Origin of the sequence: Pseudomonas sp. CFBP 13719 (genome assembly GCF_014842095.1) — a bacterium.
Lineage (GTDB): Bacteria > Pseudomonadota > Gammaproteobacteria > Pseudomonadales > Pseudomonadaceae > Aquipseudomonas.
In genome coordinates this window covers 1-17,355 of record NZ_JACYVB010000018.1, presented here as the reverse complement: position 1 = coordinate 17,355, position 17,355 = coordinate 1, and the positions used below count along the sequence as shown (strand labels likewise).

Here is a 17,355-nt window from a genome sequence, read left to right as displayed (position 1 = left end):
CGCATCGAATGCTTCGCGGCCGATGACCGCTCCTACGAACTGCACACGCACTCAACTGTAGGAGCGGTCCGCGGCCGCGAAAGCCGCCCCGCAATTCCCTCGCCCTACCCCAGATTGAATCGCGCCGTGTTCTCGCTCAGCACTCGGCTCCCCTGCCCCAGTCGATCCGCCGCCTGGTTCACCGCCCGCGCGCCATCAAGCAGACGCACCGCCGCCTGGTCCACCTGCTGAATGTTGCTGCTCACCTCATCAGCCGTCGCCGCCTGTTCCTCCACTGCCGTGGCGATCTGCGCCAGGGTATCGGTCACCCCTTGCACAGCCCCCGCAATCTCACCCAGGCGCTCGCCCAGGCCCATGACCGACTGCGCATCGACCTGTGCCTGGCCACACGCGGCCTGCATCAGTTCCACGGCCTGCTTGACTGTCGAGCGTAGGCTTTCAACCGTCCCGGCAATCTGCCCAGTCGAAGCCTGGGTGCGCTGTGACAGGCTGCGTACCTCGTCGGCCACCACTGCAAAACCACGACCCTGCTCGCCTGCCCGCGCCGCCTCAATGGCCGCATTGAGCGCCAACAGATTGGTCTGCTCGGCAATGCCGCGAATCGCATCCACCACCGACTGAATCTGCTGGCCCTGCTCGCTGACCCGGCCAAGCGCCTGCGCCGTGTCGTTCAAGCGCTGGTTGAGCTGCTGAATACTGGCCGTCGTGCGTTGGCTGTCACGGCTGCTGTCCTCGGCGATCTGCCGGGTCTGTTGGGCACTGCCCGACGCCTGCTCGCAGCTGCGTGCCACGCCCTGCGAAGTGGCCGCAAGCTCGGTGGCGGCCGCAGCGATCTGACTGATCTGCTGCTGCTGCGCCTCGACCTCGTCAAGTGTGCCGCTGGATTGGCTGTTGAGCGTCACCACCGCCTGGCTCAACTGCACGGTCTCATGGTTGACGCCCAGCAGGCTGTTGCGCAGCTGCACCACGGCGGCATTGAGCGCAGTACTGATCGCCGCCAGTTCATCGCGTCCCTGCACCGCCACCTGCACACTCAAATCACCGTCGCGCAACGACTGCGCCAGCGTGGTAATGCCGCTGGCGCTGCGGCGAATCGACGCCTGGAGGCACACGAACAGATAGAGTGCCGCCAACAGCAACAGGGCGAACACTGCCGCACCCGGAATCAGCTGGCGAACGGCCTGGTCATGGTAGTGATCCAGACGCAACTCCAACGACACCAGCGACTCGTGGCGCAAACCGTTCAGGGCGCCGAGCATGCTGTCCACACTGCTTTCGAACTGAGCCGCAGACAGCTTGATGTCGCCGCCGAACAGATTGTCATCCAAACGCTTCAACTCACCGTCCAATGTACCCAGCGCCTGCTGATACTGCTCGTCCCAGCCGCGCAGTTGTTGCGGCAGGCGTTGCTGCAGCGTGCCACCGGCTTTCACCAGTTGCTCGCGCGCATCGTTGATACGACTGCGCAGATCACGCATCTGCAAACGACTTTGCAGGCTGAATTGCCCGGCGACCAGCGAGGACTGGCCAATGCTGCCCAGACGCCCCACACGCTCGATCAGGTCAGGGGCTTGCTGAGTGGCGATCTGCATCAACAGATAGCTTTCGCGCCACGGATCGACGATCAATCCGCTAGCCATGGCGATCTGCTCGCGCAGCACCTGCACCGACGTCAGCGCCGCCGTGAAACGATCGTAGCCATCGGGCCACCAGCCCACCTGGCGCAGGCTCGCCAAGTCGAGGCCTTTGGTCGCGGTCTGCACCGCCTGCATTCGCTCCAGGGTGTCGGCTGGGGCCTTCTCGCGCGCCAGCTCGGCGGCCAGCTTATCGAGCGATGCCTGAATTCCCGGCGCGGCCGCCTCCAAGGCGGCGATCGCGGCCTGTGCCTCGGGTGTCGGCTGACGCTGGATATCCACCGCCTTCCAGCGCGCGGCACGATTGCGTTGCGCAGACAGCTGCGCATCCAGGCTGTCGAGCGCCAGTAACTGATGCACGCCGCTGCGCTCGGCATCGATCACCGCCAGCCGGTCGCGAAAATCCTCGCCCAGCAACCACAGGCTGCCGACCAGAGGCAGCATGAACAAGAGAAACAGCAGCTGAAACTTGCGGGCGAAACCATAGCGGCCCAGCAACCGGATACCCGGCGACAACAAAGCATGCATGTCCGACAACTCCACGGAGAATGCAGGTACCTACGGAAACGTGGCGCCAGCAAAATGCCACTGCAGCAAGATTCAGACCAACAGACTTTCTCCGCCGTTGCCGGCAGCTCGGATCACGCCCCATCGGCTGCGGCTTCGCTTTGGTGCATCTGCCCACCTACGTACGCCTCCAATGAGTGCAGCGGTTGTGTAACCGGAAGTGGCAAACGGACCGCAACGCAGTACCCAGGGCGCATGCGCAGCAGCTTTGTCGACATGGCCCGGAATCTGCTACAGGCAAACCGCAAAAGCTGACCAGGCAGTTATGTTTCAGCACACGGCCAACGCTCGATCGGGCTTGCTCGCTACACACACCGTCGCCACACGATCCACGGCGCCTATCGCCTCAGGGGAGCAACATGCTGGACTCATTCTTCAAGCTCAAGGCACACAACACCACGGTGCGCACGGAAATCCTCGCCGGGGTCACGACCTTCCTGGCCATGGCCTACATCCTGTTCGTCAACCCCAGCATCCTTGGCGAAACCGGCATGGACAAGGGCGCGCTGTTCGTTGCCACCTGCCTGGCCGCCGCCATCGGCTCGGCGATCATGGGCCTGATCGCCAACTACCCGATTGCGCTGGCGCCGGGCATGGGCCTCAATGCGTTCTTCACCTACACCGTGGTCCTGCATTTGGGCCACAGCTGGCAGGTTGCGCTGGGTGCGGTCTTCATCTCGGCGGTGTGTTTCTTCCTGCTATCGATCTTCCGCATCCGCGAATGGATCATCAACAGCATCCCCCTGCCGCTGCGGTCGGCCATCGCTGCGGGCATCGGCCTGTTCCTCGCACTGATCGCGCTGCAAAACGCCAAGATCGTGGTTGCCAACCCGGCCACTCTGGTCGGCATGGGCGACCTGGCGAAGCCCGAACCGGTACTGGCGATCCTTGGCTTCTTCATCATCGTCGCACTCGAGGCACTCAAGGTCCGTGGCTCGGTGCTGATCGGCATCCTGCTGATCACCGTGGTGTCGATCCTGCTTGGGGTAACCCCGTTCGGGGGTGTGGTATCGATGCCACCGTCACTGGCGCCGACCTTCCTGCAACTCGATATCAAGGGCGCATTCGATGTGGGCCTGATCAGCGTGATCTTCGCCTTCCTGTTCGTCGATCTGTTCGACAACTCCGGCACCTTGATCGGCGTGGCCAAGCGCGCCGGCCTGATGGGCAAGGACGGCCACATGCCGAAAATGGGCCGCGCCCTGGTCGCCGACAGCACCGCGGCGCTGGCCGGCTCGCTGCTGGGCACCTCGACCACCACCAGCTACATCGAATCGGCCGCCGGCGTCAGCGCAGGCGGCCGTACCGGCCTGACCGCCATCGTGGTCGCCGTGCTGTTCCTGCTGGCGCTGTTCTTCGCGCCCCTGGCCGGCAGCGTTCCAGCATTCGCCACCGCGCCCGCCTTGCTGTTCGTTGCCGTGCTGATGGCCTCCGGGCTGGCAGAAGTCGACTGGGACGACATCACCGTCGCCGCCCCGGTCCTGGTGACTGCCCTGGCCATGCCGCTGACCTACTCGATCGCCAACGGCATCGCCTTCGGCTTCATTACCTGGACAGCGGTCAAACTGCTGAGTGGCCGGTGGCGCGAACTTAATTCGGCACTGGTCGTGTTGTCGATCATCTTCGTCATCAAGCTGGGCTGGTTCGGTGGCTGATCGCCGCGCTGCGCGCACCGTCGCATGCCACGCGCAGCCTAAGCGTTTGATCGCACGCATAAATATTTTGCAAAGGGGTGTTGACACAATTTCGTTTCAGGCGAATAATGCGCGCCACTTGGCTACATAGCTCAGTTGGTTAGAGCATAGCATTCATAATGCTGGGGTCCGGGGTTCAAGTCCCTGTGTAGCCACCAAGTACGACTCACAGATGTCTACAGCAGTCTGTGAGTCACCCCAAGAAGCCCGCCTCGTGCGGGCTTTCTTGTTTCTGGGTTTCTGGCTGTTCATATCTATTCTATCTATCGCTGTACTTTCCCGCCGTATGACGAGTGAGTGTCGTTCCATGCCAACACTTCGGCTTCGACATTGGCTATAGACGAGCATTGGCGTATTTCTCAATCTGCTATGCAGATATCTACGGAATCATCTGGATCGTTTCGTGAGCGGTATTGCCCTTACAGTCCTGACGCAAATCTGCGTCACCAAACCTACGAGACCCTGGCAGGTCTCTTACCAGAGGGTTTGTTCTAAGTCAGTCGACGTTCGGATACAGTCCTGGTTTGCAGGGGTATCGCCGTTTCCGGCATCTACAGGCAGATAAACCGATAGCCCCCTTCCGTTAAAGCTGCGGACAATGCAAGGAGAACCGTACGATAAGGCTTACAAAACTTAGATACAAATGTCGACTACATAACCTGCACGGCATAGCGTACTGTATGAATGAACAGGTATTGACTTCTATGGGTCATTGACATATTGCTTGAAATCTACATAATTCCGCACCATTTTTACAAGCATCAGACGATCAGCCAGCCTAGGGAGGAGTGGTCATGCTAGACAGCGAAGCAGTTGCCAACTACTTCATCCAAAAGTCGTTCGATACGGGTGTCCCGCTTACGCCCATGAAGCTGATCAAGCTCGTTTACATTGCTCACGGCTGGCACCGCGGGTATTTTTCCCAGAATTTGATCAACGATGCGGTGCAAGCGTGGCGGTACGGTCCAGTCATCCCCGACCTCTACCAGAAGGTCAAGAAGTATGGCCGAGATAAAATTTACGCACCCATCGAGTGTTATGGAGTAGCTGGCGACTCACAGAACCCTCCTCCTAACCCTCAAACGCTGCCTCTTTTGGATAGGGTTTGGAATTCCTATGCGAACTACGATGGGGTTGCGCTTTCGGCAATGACTCACCAGGACGGCACCCCATGGGATCGCACATGGCAAGCTTCTGGTGGTGATCAATATCATGGTGCCATCATTCCGAATGATTGGATCGAGGAACACTACAAGCACAAAATTGCGGTAGCGTCTCAGCATGCAGCAGGATGATCCCTTTGCCGCCATTGGATCGGCAGGACCTCATAACGCCACTCCCCAAGACCTGAAGAAAGCAGAAAAAGAAAAAAGCGTTCTTGAGGACCCTAAAGCTAAGGTCCAAAAAGAGGTCCACTCGCTAGCCATCTTTGCTTTAAGGTTTGGCGCCATCCTTTTCGCTGTTCTAATTATTATTCGGTTCTGGCATCTGGCCGGACCGAACGCTATTTTCGGAGAGAGCGTGCGGTGGCTGACTGACACCGAGCTGCAGTCCATGGACAAAATGCTCTTCAGCAGTGCTTTTGGAGGGCTAGTACTCGGTTACCTCAAAGAAATCATGGCGCCTATCAGAAGAGACTGAGCAGGGGTGCACCTCATCGGAACATATCAGCGACCGTAAGGGTATTGATGATCGAGTTCAGCCACCAAGTACGGCCCACAGATGTCTGCAGCAGTCTGTGAGTCACCTCAAGAAGCCCGCCTCGTGCGGGCTTTCTTGTTTCTGGCTGTCCCGCAGGTCAAGCGGATTACCAGCGATACGCCACGGTCCCCAGCACCGTGCGCTCATCACCCCAATAGCAGCGACCGGCATTGTTGCAGCCCGACACGTATTCCTTGTCGAACACGTTCTTCGCGTTCACGTCCACCGACCAGTGCTTGTCGATGTCATACCCGACCAACGCGTCCACCAGCGTCACGTCGCCCGCCTTCAGCTTGCCGTACAGTGTCGGCGCCGTGTAGGCAAAGGTGTTGTCGAAATAACGCACGCCGCCGCCCAGACGTAAACCGCTCAGCGCGCCTTCCAGGAAGCGATACGTCATCCAGGTCGACGCCTGATTGCGCGGGATGCCCGTCAGCTGACGATCCTCGAACAATGACCCCGGCGCATCCTTGGTAACTCGCGCATCGGTATAGGTGTACGACGCAACCAGACTCAGATTGCGCGTCACATCACTGTTCACCTCAAGCTCGACACCTTTGGACTCGCTCTTGCCAACTTGCTGGCTGAAACCGTTGCTGCCTGCCACCACGTCGCGAGATTTGGTCAAGTCGAAAACCGCAGCGCTGAAGGTGGTGTTCCAACCTGCAGGCTCATACTTGAGGCCCACTTCATACTGTTCGCTGAGGATCGGATCGAGCAGATCGCCGTTGGGCTGCGACGATTGCTGTACGGGCGTGAAGGCAGTGGAATAGCTGACATAGGGAGAGATGCCGTTGTCGAACTGGTACATCACGCCCGTCTGCCAGCTGAACCGATGATCCCAGCCGTCAAGATCCGTGGCCGCTACCGCTGCGCTGCCTGGACGAGCCGCGCTGGCACGGTTGCGGTATTGGCTCTGCACCCAGTCCTGACGCCCGCCCAGCAGGAAAATCCAGTTCTCGTACTTGCTTTGCAATTGCCCATACGCACCGTACATGTGCTGATCGAGCTGGGAATTCTGCACGTATTGCGAGGCATTCGGTTGCACCGGCGAGAACACCGGCCTGAACACATTGTAAGTACCGCCCAGGCCTGCGTTCCAATCCTGATTGAACGAGGTACGGTCGTAGCTTGCGCCCAGCAATACCGTGTTCTCCAACGCCCCCGAAGTGAAGTGTCCTTCGAATTGGTTGTCCACCGAATAAGTGATCGACTTGTTGTCGCGATCATACGCAGTGCTGCTCAACGTGCTTCCGAAGCCGGCTTGATTCAGATTGTTCGGCCAGGTTTCATGACGGTTCAAGCGCGATTCCATGTAGCGCGAGTTCTGCCGGAACTGCCATACCTCGTTTATCTGATGACTGAACTCATAACCCAAAGTCCAGGTTTCGCGCTCGAAGTCGTCCCAGCTCGGGTTGCCGTTGAACTGGTCCCTAGAGATCTTACCGTTGACGTTATTGAGCAGTGTTCCTGCCGCTGGATAGCCCAGCAGCAGTTTGGTACGGTCGCGCTGGTAGCTGGACAGCAAGGTCAGTGCCGTGTCCTGGTTGAAATTGAACGTCATCGACGGCGCGATGTAGAGGCGGTCATCCGGCACCGAGTCAACTTGCGTATCGGCGTTGCGACCCAGCATCACCATCCTTCCAAGAATACGATTATCGTCGGTCAACGGGCCTGATACATCGATTCCGAGCTGGCGCCTGTTATTGCTGCCATAGGTGAATTTGGCTTCGCCTCGCGCAGTTTCGGTCGGCTTCTTGCTCACCAGATTGACCAATCCGCCGGGCGCATTTTCACCGTAGAGAATGGAGCTCGGGCCTCGAAAGACTTCGGTACGCTCCAGGCCATAGGGCTCGGTCGTGGTGTCGTAGCGGTTGCCTTGCAGGCGCAGACCATCCTTCAGCAAACCATAGCCATAGTCGGTGGCGTTGTAACCTCGGATGGAGAACAGATCACCGGCCAGGCCGTCACCAACAGCGAAAGGTGGAGCGAAGATGCCCGGTACGTAACCGATAATGTCGGTAAGGGTCTGCGAGCCCTGGTCTTGAATGCGTTGACGCGTTACCACCGAAACCGAACGCGGAGTCTCGGACAAAGGCGTGCTGGTTTTGGTACCCGCGGTGCTGTTGCGCACCTGGTAGCCCACTGTCTGCTGGCTTTCCGGTGCTTGCTCGGAAATGACCAAGTCTTGCAATTGCAGTGCTGTGCCCTTGCTCACAGGCCTGGCCGGTGCTTCCTCGGCAGCGACCATCGCGTGCCAACTGAATGTGGCAACAACCAAAGCCAAAGAATTCATGCCGAGATTCATCTTGTTATTGCAAGCCATCTACCTTCCCCTCCCCTGAAGATCCTGCGAAAGCCAGCCCATTTTGTAACGGTATATCTCGGGGCGGAAATTAACATAGAGTGATTTGCATTAACATTATTGTTAACGAATAAAAGCGCCCCTAACAACTTGACGGGTAGGCGTGCGCTTTTTTTCGCGCACCCACTTTGGTCCATCTCTAAATTGCTACCATGGCTTTCATTTCCCACCCCGGAGGTCTACATGCGCACAACCGTGCTGGTGCTGGTCGAAACCATCAACGACTACGTGTCGATTCTCGAAGATCAAGGCTACGAGCTGATCATGGCGCCCTCACCGGCAGCCCGCGCAGAGGCCATAGAGCAACACGCAGATCGCATTGATGCGGTGCTCACCCGCGGGCCCCTGGGTCTGACGGCAGATGAAATGGCAGCGCTGCCCAAACTGCGCATCATCTGTGTGCTCGGTGCGGGTTACGAGAACGTTGACCTGCCCGCCGCCAAGGCGCACGGACTGACCGTAACCAATGGGGCCGGCGTGAATGCATCGTCGGTGGCCGACCACACCTTGGCGCTGCTGCTGGCCCTGATGCGCGACATCCCCGGCGCCGATGCATCGGTACGCCGAGGTGAATGGGCCAAGACCATGCGTCCGTCAGTGGCCGGCAAGCGCCTGGGCATCATCGGGCTGGGCGCTGTGGGCATGGCAATCGCCAAGCGCGCCGCATTGGGTTTCGACATGAGCGTGCAGTACCACAATCGCAGCCCGCGCGATGATGTTGATTATGGCTATTGCGCAAACCCAACGGACCTGGCTGCGGTCAGTGACATCCTGATAATTGCCACGCCCGGCGGCGCGCAGACACGCGCCATCGTCGACGCCGCCGTACTGGAAGCACTCGGCCCTCAGGGTTATCTGGTCAATATCGCTCGTGGCAGCGTCGTGTCGACGCCCGATCTATTGGACGCTCTGCAAAGGCAGGCCATCGCAGGTGCTGCGCTGGACGTCTTCGACGACGAGCCCAATGTTCCCGATGCGTTGAAAACACTGCGCAACGTAGTCCTGACGCCTCACGTGGCCGGCCTGTCGCCGGAAGCTACGCAAGACACGGTGAAGATGGTCGAACGCAACCTGAGCGCGTTCTTCGCCGGCGAGCCTGTGCTGACGCCCGTCCAGCTCTGAAACGTGTGGGAGCTGAGCGGGCGGCGAGCCCGCTGCTCCCAAGCCTCATACGGGGATCAGATTACCCCACAGGCCATCCGCGCCGCACCACCACCCAAAGGCGCCGGTGAATCGGCGTGGTTGTCACCACCGGCGTGCACCATCAGTGCATGCCCTTCCACTTCGCTGAGCTTTTTCAAACGCGGCGCCAGCACCGGATACGTTGCGGTACCGTCGGCGTTCACATAGATCGCCGGCAAATCACCCAAATGCCCCTTGGCATCGTAAGGACCCAAGTGCTTGCCGGTCTTCTGTGGATCGAAGTGTCCGCCTGCCGCTTCCGCCGCCGACATCTTGCCGTCTTTCATCGCCGCCGCGCAGCTGCCGTTGGCATGCACATGGAATCCATGCACGCCTGCGGGCAGCGACTTGAGCTGCGGGGTGAACTGCAGGCCATAGGCTGTTTCCTCGATCATCACCGTGCCGATCGACTGGGGTGCGCCCTCGGCGCTGACCAGGTTGATCTGGACTTCCTTGGATGCCGCATTGGCGCTACCGATTGACATCGCTGCCATCAGTGCCAGCCAGCCATAAGACTTCATCGTGCCTCCCTCGCTTCGCGTTTGATTACCGAAAAGGCCACGACCCAAGCCGTCGCCCATTCGATTCAGAACCCGAATGAGCCCCACTCGTTCCTGGCCATCAATCCAGCGCGCGCAAACGGTACTGTGGTGGCAACTGATCGAAGCCACTGATGGTCACATCCAGGCTCTTCCAGCGGCCGTCCTTGATGCCATAGATACAGCCATGCACCGACAATTCCTGACCGCGGTGCCAGGCATTCTGGACGATACTGGTGTGCCCCACGTTGGCCACCTGCTGAATCACGTTGAGCTCGCACAGCCGGTCGACCTGCTCTTCTTCGGTAGGCAAGGTCGCAAGCGTTTTGCGGTGCTCGTAGTACAGGTCGCGAATGGTCCGCAGCCAGCCATCGATCAGCCCCAGCTGACGATCCTGCATCGCCGCGCGCACACCGCCGCAGCCATAGTGACCGGTGACCAGAATGTGTTTGACCTTGAGCACGTCGACCGCGTACTGAATCACCGACATGCAGTTCAGATCGGTGTGCAGCACCACGTTGGCAACATTGCGATGGACGAACAGATCGCCCGGCAACATGCCGACAATCTCGTTGGCCGGCACGCGCGCGTCCGAGCAGCCGATCCAGAGGAATTCAGGAGTCTGCTGGCGTGCCAGTTTGGCGAAGAACTCCGGATCCTCTTCCTTGATCGCTTCGGCCCAACGCGCGTTGTTGTCGATCAGTTCCTGTAGATCATGCATGTTCAACCCTCGAGAATCATTTGGATTATGACTGGCCCTGGCTGTACAAGGTCACGGTGAGTGGGGACAAATCATGCTGAATCTTTCCACGCGTGTAGGGGTCAACCCTATCTAGACACACACCAGAGGATTGCCGTAATGAGTGACTCCCATCGCCCCTACGATGCACCACAACCCAGCCCGATCGACGACACCGAAGACCGCATGGGCCAGGTTCGAGAGCTGAATTTCGATGACGCCGACGGCCCGAGCGGCAAGATCGGCGACGTCATTCCTTCCGGTGAGTTGGAACATCTGATGCCTGACGAACGCGCCCGCGAAGCAGGACTGACCGGCGCTTCGATGGAGGATCACAATCCGACCGACGACGACATGAGCCCTGAGACACTGATCCGTGAGGATGGCGCACGTTCGCCCGATGAGCCAGGCGACAGCGGGGCCGCAGATCAGGAACTCAGTTTTGTCGACGAAGACGACATCGGCGGCGGCGACGGCCTGGATGAAGAAGAACTGGCGCTGATCGACCCACTCGATGGCAAACGCTGAATCCACTACGCCCACCGATCACTGCCCGAGGCAATCTCGGGCAGCTGTCCGGCGTGCTATTCGAACAGGGTACAGGCCATCACCAGCGCGTCTTCGCGCCCTCCGGCCATTGGATAGTAGTCGCGCCGCTTGCCGATCTCATTGAATCCATAGCGTTCGTACAAACGGTAGGCCGACTGATTGCTGGCTCGCAGTTCCAGAAAGCATTCACGCCCGCCCAGCTCGTAGGCCCGCGTCATCAGCCGCTCGAGCAGCTGCAAACCCAGCCCACGACCCTGATTTTCGGGCTTCACCGTGATGTTCAGCAGATGAGCTTCATCAATGATGACGTTGAGAACGCCATGGCCGACCTGCTGCTGCCCGTCGAACATCAGCCAGATCTCGTAGGATTTCAGGCCGTCGAGAAAAATACCCCGCGTCCATGGATGCGAGTAGGCAGCGAATTCGATCTTCAGTACGGCATCCAAGTCTGCCTCGGTCATTCGACGAAAGCTTACAGCATCACTCATCACGGTTTTTCCAACGCGGTATCAAACGGCGCATAGCTTGCCACACGGCCGCCTTGCGCTCGGGTTCATCCATCAACAACTCAAGGCCCGGCAGCGCCCAGGCGGGGCCAAGCCCCTCCACTTCCAACTCTCGGTTGTAGTCTTCGGCATTGGCACGCCCGGCAAAGCGAATCGCCGGCAGCCCGACCAGCCACAGGCACGTGCACGGCGCCTGTTCGAGCTGAGCCATGACGAAGCCCTGAACGAAATCGCAGGCTGCATCCGGCCCCTGGTCCAATTGACCGCGCTGCAGCAGCGGCCAGCGGATCGGTTCGCCCAGAATCTGTGGCGCATCGGGCAAGCCGGCGGCACGCAGCATGTCCTTGAGCAGGAGATAGGATGGGTCACGACTCTGGAACGCCTGCCCCGTGGCCAATTCCACCAGCACCAGGCAAGGTCCGGCACGCAACACCTGAAGGGCGAAGCGCGGCGGAAGATTCACCGGCTTGGCGACCGCCGTCTCCACGGCCACCTCGGGCACCGCAGTCACGGCCGGGCGCGTGCTGCTCGGCCGCGGCACTTCGATCCTGGGCCGCTGAACTTTGGCAGGCTCGGGCCTGGCAGCCGCCACCGCGGGTGGCGCACTGACCACCGCTGCCGTCGGCACGGCTTGATCCACGGCCTGCACTGGCAGCGGCAACGCCTCGACATGCGCCAGCACGCTGGCACACGAAGGCGCGGCGAACGGCAGTTCGGTACGGGGCAGCCAGTGCACGACCTGCATGGCGTCCAGATAGGCGCGGCGACGGGACTCGTTGAGCAAAAGGTCAGCCATCAGTGGGTAAGTCGAGGCGGTGGATTCTACCGATGTTCGACACAATGTGCCGCCAAGTTTTGCGCACGCCGTCGCGTGCAGCGCAAATACCCGCCTCGTCATGCAGTACAATCGCGACCCTTTAACTGGCATGAGTCGACCAGCCGATGATCGAACCCAAGCGCGTGCTGCGCGCCCTCGCCGACCACTGGGCCCTTCTGGAGCCGCTGTGCGAGCACTTCGACCAAGGCACCCTGAGCCTGGTCGAGCTGCGCCAGCAACTGGCTGCCCAGCGCCTGGAAAGCACTGCTCAGGAGATCACCAACCTGCTCGACACGTGGATCCGGCTGGACATCCTGGTACCTGTCGCAAAAAGCCCCAACCGCTTCGAGCTCAATGCGCAGATCCACGACTTTCTCGCCTATCTGCGGCGCGAGCACCGGCTGGGTCTGTGCCTGGAGATCGAAGCCTACCTACGCCACCTCGAACGTCTGGCCGGACACATCCAGGATGCATTCGATATCCGCGACGGCAATGACCTGGCTCGGCAACTGCGGCTACTCGACATGCGCGTGCGCGATGTCCTGAAGAAACTGGCGAATGACGAACAGGCCCTGGTCGCCGTGGCCGAGCGGGCGAAGACCCGCGACCGTCAGGTAGCCCTGCGCCAGCGCTACGCCGAAGTCCTCGCGACCTGGGACGAATACGTCGAACCAATGATCCAGCTGGTCAACGCCGATGGCGCGTTCGAGCAAGGCGTGCGCAAGGTCGAGAACGTCCTCCTGCGCCTGCTTGGGGAACAGCAGCGCCTCGGCCACCTGGTCGACGACGACATGCTGCTGCGTACCCACGCGCGCATTCTGGAAATGCAGACCTGCGCTCAACTGACCTTGCGCCACGCCCGCGAACTGCTGTTGCCGCTGCGCGAGGAAGCACGTCGGCACAACGCCGTGACCCGCGGCGCGGCCCTCGCGCTTTCGGCCATCCGCCGCAAGGGCCTGGACGCCGTGCCGCAAGCTGCCCTGCCCTTGTTCAGCCGCCCGCAAAGCACATTCCTGGGCAGCGCCAGCCAAGTCGAGGCCTACGTCTACGCCCTGGCCCGCTTCGAAGCCAAACCGGCGCCCTTTCCCAAGGCGCACAAGAGCGACACGGCAGGCACCCAGCGCGCGCCCCGCACAGTCAAGGAAATGCTCGAGCGCTGCGAGAATGCGCTGCCGATGCCCGATTTGATGCTCTGGCTTCTCGACCAGGAACCCGATGGCGCCACCGACGACCTGTTGTACTGGTTCTCACGCCTCTCGCGTGACAAACGCTTCGCCCGACAGCGCCTCGAACGCCGCGACTACCACACCCGTGAGCATCAGCTGAGCCTGCGCTCCTTCGCCCTGCTTTCCCGCGCCGAGCCCGCCGTCGCGGCCGCCTCGACACACTCCGCGAGCACCGATCATGCATCTTGACTTGAACGAACTGACCCATCTGGCGCCGATTTTCCGCGAACTGCTCAAAGGCTTCCACATCAGCCGCCGCGATCCCGAGTTGTATTCACAGTTGTCCAATCTCCAGGACCTGTACCGGGGCTTGTTCAAGGCCCTGGGCTACGAGCTGGTATGCGACACCCGCGGCTTCTACTATTTCGTGCCCGAGCAGGCCGCCGCGCAAGTCAACAAGACCGCCCAGCGCCTTTCCCTGTTTACCTTCATCCTGGTCGAGCACCTGGCTGACCAAGGCCGTGATCCGATCGCTGTGCTGGATGGCGGAAGCCTTGGCCGCGATGAGCTGCCGGCGCTTCTGGACAAGTACCGCGACCTGTTCCTGCAGGCCGAAGTACAGACCCAGGAAGAACTGGAAGAGAAGATCCTTCGACGCATGACCCAACTGGGCTTCACCGCCGAAGACAACGGCATCTACCGCTTCCTGGCGCCGATGCATCGGTTTCTCGACGTGTGCCTTTCCGTGCAGCAGGACCGCGACCTGGCCGCCAGCCTGCACAGCGCTTTGCCCCTGCCGGTGCCGATGCTTGTCGACGACGATAGCGACGACAGCACCGACGAACAGGCCTTGGCCCGTGCAATAGCCCAGGAACGAGAGGAGTTCGACACATGACTCAGGAACGCTACGGCATCCGCCGCTTCGCCCTGCTCAATACCGCAGGCTACAGCCTCGGACTGTTCCCCCTGGAGCAGCCGTTATCGGTCTACGGCGCCAATAACCTGGGCAAGAGCGCCTCGATCAACGCCCTGCAGTTTCCGATCTTGGCGCGCATGTCCGACATGAGCTTCGGCAAGTACACGCTGGAACAATCGCGACGCTTCTATTTTGCGACCGATACCAGCTACATCCTTTGTGAAGTGGTCCTGGCTCACGGCCCCCACGTGATCGGCGTGGTCGGTCGCGGCCCCGGCGGGGGTTTCGGACATCAGTTCTTTGCCTACGCGGGTGAACTGGACCTTGCCCACTATCAACAGGACGGCACCTGCCTGCGTCAAAAGGAGCTGTTCGGCAACCTGGAACGCCAGGGCCTGAAAGCCTACGAACTCAAGCCCGAGGAACTGCGCCGCCTACTGGTGGGCGGTCACACCAGCGTACCGCTCGACCTGACCCTGATTCCGTTGCGTTCGACCAGCGAGCAGAGTCTCAAGACCTTTCGCGCGCTGTTCATCAACCTGCTGCACATGCGCGAAATCACCGCGGCGAAACTCAAGCAATTGTTCCTAGATGCGTTCGAGCACAGCCTGCGTTCAGGTAGCGTCGACTACATTGCAGCCTGTGAAGAAGCCTTCCGCGACGTGCGCCGCATGGAGCAGGACTACAACGCACTGGTCGCCGCCGGCCCTCTGGTCGAAGCACTGGCCAATGGCGTCGCCCAGCGTGACGTGCTGCGCGGCAAGCTGCACCGCCTGTCACCCCTGCTCGACGGCCTGCTCGGTACCTGGCAGGACTACGCCGGGGCACGCAAGGAAGAGCTGGTCATCCAGTCCGAACATTACCGCAACGAACAGGATGTGCTACAGACGAATCAGCGCGGCAGCACCCAGGAGCTCATGCGCCTGGAGCGCGAAATCTCGACCATCCAACGCTGGCTCGGCGAACTCTCGGTCCTCAAGAACCGCTTCGCGCTGGTCACCGACGTGCGCATGCTGGAGCAGCAGTTGCTGGCTGCCAAGGATGCCCACGACGAGCTGGCCGGCGCCCTGGCCCAGTCCCGGCAGTTCAGCGCACAAGATCTGCAGGAGCGCGTCGGCGATATCGAACGACGGCTCAAGTCCATCCGCCAGCAACTGGAATACGCCGACAACAACAGTTACGCGCGACTGCGCGAGGAGTTCTCGCAACAGGATGTCGACCGGCTGATGCGCCTGTTCAATGGCGCCCTGTTCAGCCTGCCTACTGGCCCGCGAGGCCTGGACCTGGATGACAGCAACGCCTGGGTCGATACCGTGCAGACCGTGCTTGACCGCTTCAAGGGCGAGCGCTTCGAACTGCCAGGAATGTCCATCGACCTTTCAGCCATCGAGCCGCCCGTGCTGCAGGCTTTGGCTGATCGCGCTGCACTGCGTGAGCAGAGTGCACGTCTGGAAAAGGAGCTGCAACAGCTCAAGACCCAGCAAGACGTAGCGGCCGACCTGTCGGCCAGCAAATCTCGATCCGAGACGCTGTACCAGCAGGTCTTGGATGCACAGAAGGCCCTGGAAGACTACCGCCGTACCCAAACACTGAGCGTCGAGGAACAGGACAAGCTCGAGCAGCTGGCCCAACTCGAGGCCGCTCAGGATGAACTGGCACGGGCAAGTGACGCTTTTACCGAACGGGTCCGACAACTGTCGGCCAAGCTGCAACTGGTCGGCCGGCAGATTGCCGACCTGGAAAGCAAGCAGCGCACCTTGGACGACGCCCTGCGCCGCCGCCACCTGCTGCCCGCCGACCTGCCCTTCGGTACCCCCTTCATGGAGCAGGTCGACGATTCGATGGACAACCTGCTGCCCCTGCTCAATGACTATCAGGACAGCTGGCAAGGCCTGCAACGTGTCGATGGACAGATCGAAGCCCTGTACGCCCAGGTGCGCCTCAAGGGCGTGGCCAAGTTCGACAGCGAAGACAACGTCGAACGACGCCTGCAGCTGTTGATCAACGCCTATGCCCATCGCACCGACGAGGCCCTGACCCTGGGCAAGGCGCGTCGTGCCGCGGTCACCGACATCGCCCGAACCCTGCGCAACATTCGCAGCGACTACGACAGCCTCGAACATCAGCTGGCCCTGTTCAACCGCGAGATCAACAAGCGCCAGGTGTCCAACCTGCAAAGCTTCCGCATCGTGCTGGCACCCAACAAGGATGCCCTCAAGCACATCGACCAGATCATCCACAGCGCAGGCCAATACGAGGAAGGCGAGACCCTGTCCGTGTTCGACCTCAACCAGAGTGTGGAGCAGGACAGCAAGAACGAAGAGGCCAAGGAGTATCTGGCCCGCATGGTCGCGGCAAACCACAATCAACTCGGCCTCAAGGACCTGTTCGAACTGGCTTTCGAAATAACCAAGGTCAACGGTCAGCCGGTCATCCACACCGACATTGATGGCGCAGCGTCCAATGGCACCACCATGACCATCAAGGCGCTGACCAACATGTACCTGTTGCTGCACCTGATGGATCGCGACCAGGCCGGCCGGATTCGTCTGCCCTACTACCTGGACGAGGCCGCCGACATCGACGAGCGCAATCAGGCGGCGTTGCTCGAAACCAGCCAGCAGTTAGGTTTCACCCCGATTCTGGCCAGCGTAAAACCGCAGGTATCCGCCCATGTCGCCATCGACCTCGAAGGCGGCAGCAGTAGTGACGGCATCTACATTGATGAAACGGATTGGAAATTCATCCGCCGCCACGACGAGTTGACCAAGGCTGTTGCGGTACTTGAAGTCGAGGCAAGCCAATAAACGAACGGTTCACACCAAGCCCCGCTGCTGCGGGGCTTTTTTATGGCCCGCTGTTGGCATTCAACGCTTCAGGGGACGCGCGAACAACAGGGCCGAAAAAGACAAAACCCCTACCTGCACGCGCAGATAGGGGTTTCGGAATTGAATCTTGACGATGACCTACTCTCACATGG

General features: G+C 60.5%; 14 protein-coding genes, 1 tRNA gene and 1 pseudogene. 9 read left to right on the top strand and 7 right to left on the bottom strand.

Annotated features, from left to right (window positions below; genetic code table 11):
* Positions 1–104: 104 nt before the first annotated feature.
* The gene (locus IFT57_RS27390; RefSeq protein ID WP_446731226.1) at positions 105–902 is read right to left on the bottom strand and encodes a methyl-accepting chemotaxis protein; all 798 of its coding nucleotides are present in this window, start codon (positions 900–902) and stop codon (positions 105–107) included.
* 63 nt (positions 903–965) lie between these two features.
* Positions 966–1,259: pseudogene (locus tag IFT57_RS27385) on the bottom strand (HAMP domain-containing protein); the annotation flags it as partial.
* Between the two features lie 1,301 nt (positions 1,260–2,560).
* Between IFT57_RS27385 and IFT57_RS26795 the strand changes: the two are divergent.
* The 4 genes from IFT57_RS26795 (at position 2,561) to IFT57_RS26780 (ending at position 5,536) form a co-directional block, all read left to right on the top strand.
* Positions 2,561–3,856 carry an NCS2 family permease gene (locus tag IFT57_RS26795; RefSeq protein ID WP_192153231.1) on the top strand — a complete coding sequence of 432 codons (1,296 nt, stop codon included), beginning with the start codon at positions 2,561–2,563 and terminating at the stop codon, positions 3,854–3,856.
* A 120-nt stretch (positions 3,857–3,976) separates the two neighbouring features.
* Positions 3,977–4,053 (top strand) — tRNA-Met (locus IFT57_RS26790).
* 636 nt (positions 4,054–4,689) lie between these two features.
* Entirely contained in the window at positions 4,690–5,190 is a 501-nt protein-coding gene (locus tag IFT57_RS26785) for a Panacea domain-containing protein (protein ID WP_192153230.1), read from the top strand.
* A complete protein-coding gene (locus IFT57_RS26780; protein WP_192153229.1) occupies positions 5,177–5,536 on the top strand; it encodes a hypothetical protein in 360 nt (119 codons plus the stop codon). Before IFT57_RS26785 ends, IFT57_RS26780 begins: the two co-directional genes overlap by 14 nt.
* 166 nt (positions 5,537–5,702) lie before the next feature.
* Here the strand turns inward: IFT57_RS26780 and IFT57_RS26775 are convergent, their stop codons facing one another.
* Positions 5,703–7,892 carry a TonB-dependent siderophore receptor gene (locus tag IFT57_RS26775; protein ID WP_446731225.1) on the bottom strand — a complete coding sequence of 730 codons (2,190 nt, stop codon included), beginning with the start codon at positions 7,890–7,892 and terminating at the stop codon, positions 5,703–5,705.
* 252 nt (positions 7,893–8,144) lie between these two features.
* On the opposite strand from IFT57_RS26775, the gene IFT57_RS26770 reads away from it, so the two are divergent.
* Positions 8,145–9,083: a 2-hydroxyacid dehydrogenase gene (locus tag IFT57_RS26770; RefSeq protein ID WP_122796101.1), complete on the top strand. Its 939-nt coding sequence runs from the start codon at positions 8,145–8,147 to the stop codon at positions 9,081–9,083.
* 56 nt (positions 9,084–9,139) lie between these two features.
* On the opposite strand, the gene sodC is transcribed toward IFT57_RS26770, so the two are convergent.
* Together sodC and can are read right to left on the bottom strand one after the other, a co-directional pair.
* Positions 9,140–9,664 carry a superoxide dismutase family protein gene (sodC, locus tag IFT57_RS26765; RefSeq protein ID WP_192153227.1) on the bottom strand — a complete coding sequence of 175 codons (525 nt, stop codon included), beginning with the start codon at positions 9,662–9,664 and terminating at the stop codon, positions 9,140–9,142.
* Between the two features lie 100 nt (positions 9,665–9,764).
* Entirely contained in the window at positions 9,765–10,403 is a 639-nt protein-coding gene (gene can / locus IFT57_RS26760) for a carbonate dehydratase (RefSeq protein WP_122479657.1), read from the bottom strand.
* Between the two features lie 138 nt (positions 10,404–10,541).
* On the opposite strand from can, the gene IFT57_RS26755 reads away from it, so the two are divergent.
* Positions 10,542–10,949, top strand: coding sequence for a serine kinase/phosphatase (locus IFT57_RS26755; RefSeq protein WP_192153226.1), 408 nt, complete (start codon positions 10,542–10,544; stop codon positions 10,947–10,949).
* Between the two features lie 56 nt (positions 10,950–11,005).
* Here IFT57_RS26755 and rimI read toward each other — a convergent pair whose 3' ends face one another.
* Together rimI and IFT57_RS26745 are read right to left on the bottom strand one after the other, a co-directional pair.
* On the bottom strand, positions 11,006–11,458 hold the full coding sequence (gene rimI, locus IFT57_RS26750) for a ribosomal protein S18-alanine N-acetyltransferase (RefSeq protein ID WP_192050429.1): 453 nt from the start codon (positions 11,456–11,458) through the stop codon (positions 11,006–11,008).
* A complete protein-coding gene (locus IFT57_RS26745) occupies positions 11,451–12,260 on the bottom strand; it encodes an energy transducer TonB (RefSeq protein ID WP_192153233.1) in 810 nt (269 codons plus the stop codon). Before IFT57_RS26745 ends, rimI begins: the two co-directional genes overlap by 8 nt.
* Positions 12,261–12,418: 158 nt before the next feature.
* On the opposite strand from IFT57_RS26745, the gene mksB reads away from it, so the two are divergent.
* Genes mksB through mksF form a run of 3 tightly spaced genes read left to right on the top strand, consistent with a single transcriptional unit; the run spans position 12,419 to position 17,182 of the window.
* Positions 12,419–13,708, top strand: a complete 1,290-nt coding sequence (mksB, locus tag IFT57_RS26740; RefSeq protein WP_192153225.1) for an Mks condensin complex protein MksB — start codon at positions 12,419–12,421, stop codon at positions 13,706–13,708.
* Positions 13,698–14,354, top strand: coding sequence for an Mks condensin complex protein MksE (gene mksE, locus IFT57_RS26735; protein WP_122800586.1), 657 nt, complete (start codon positions 13,698–13,700; stop codon positions 14,352–14,354). The genes mksB and mksE overlap by 11 nt, the downstream gene beginning before the upstream one ends.
* Positions 14,351–17,182, top strand: coding sequence for an Mks condensin complex protein MksF (mksF, locus tag IFT57_RS26730; RefSeq protein WP_192153224.1), 2,832 nt, complete (start codon positions 14,351–14,353; stop codon positions 17,180–17,182). Before mksE ends, mksF begins: the two co-directional genes overlap by 4 nt.
* The last annotated feature ends 173 nt before the right edge of the window (positions 17,183–17,355 follow it).

Excerpts from the sequence above, each read along its gene's own strand:
- IFT57_RS26795 (WP_192153231.1), top strand. The coding sequence starts at position 2,561 with ATGCTGGACTCATTCTTCAAGCTCAAGGCACACAACACCACGGTGCGC.
- IFT57_RS26785 (WP_192153230.1), top strand. The coding sequence starts at position 4,690 with ATGCTAGACAGCGAAGCAGTTGCCAACTACTTCATCCAAAAGTCGTTC.
- IFT57_RS26780 (WP_192153229.1), top strand. The coding sequence starts at position 5,177 with ATGCAGCAGGATGATCCCTTTGCCGCCATTGGATCGGCAGGACCTCAT.
- IFT57_RS26775 (WP_446731225.1), bottom strand. The coding sequence starts at position 7,892 with ATGAATTCTTTGGCTTTGGTTGTTGCCACATTCAGTTGGCACGCGATG.
- IFT57_RS26770 (WP_122796101.1), top strand. The coding sequence starts at position 8,145 with ATGCGCACAACCGTGCTGGTGCTGGTCGAAACCATCAACGACTACGTG.
- sodC (WP_192153227.1), bottom strand. The coding sequence starts at position 9,664 with ATGAAGTCTTATGGCTGGCTGGCACTGATGGCAGCGATGTCAATCGGT.
- can (WP_122479657.1), bottom strand. The coding sequence starts at position 10,403 with ATGCATGATCTACAGGAACTGATCGACAACAACGCGCGTTGGGCCGAA.
- IFT57_RS26755 (WP_192153226.1), top strand. The coding sequence starts at position 10,542 with ATGAGTGACTCCCATCGCCCCTACGATGCACCACAACCCAGCCCGATC.
- rimI (WP_192050429.1), bottom strand. The coding sequence starts at position 11,458 with ATGAGTGATGCTGTAAGCTTTCGTCGAATGACCGAGGCAGACTTGGAT.
- mksB (WP_192153225.1), top strand. The coding sequence starts at position 12,419 with ATGATCGAACCCAAGCGCGTGCTGCGCGCCCTCGCCGACCACTGGGCC.
- mksE (WP_122800586.1), top strand. The coding sequence starts at position 13,698 with ATGCATCTTGACTTGAACGAACTGACCCATCTGGCGCCGATTTTCCGC.
- mksF (WP_192153224.1), top strand. The coding sequence starts at position 14,351 with ATGACTCAGGAACGCTACGGCATCCGCCGCTTCGCCCTGCTCAATACC.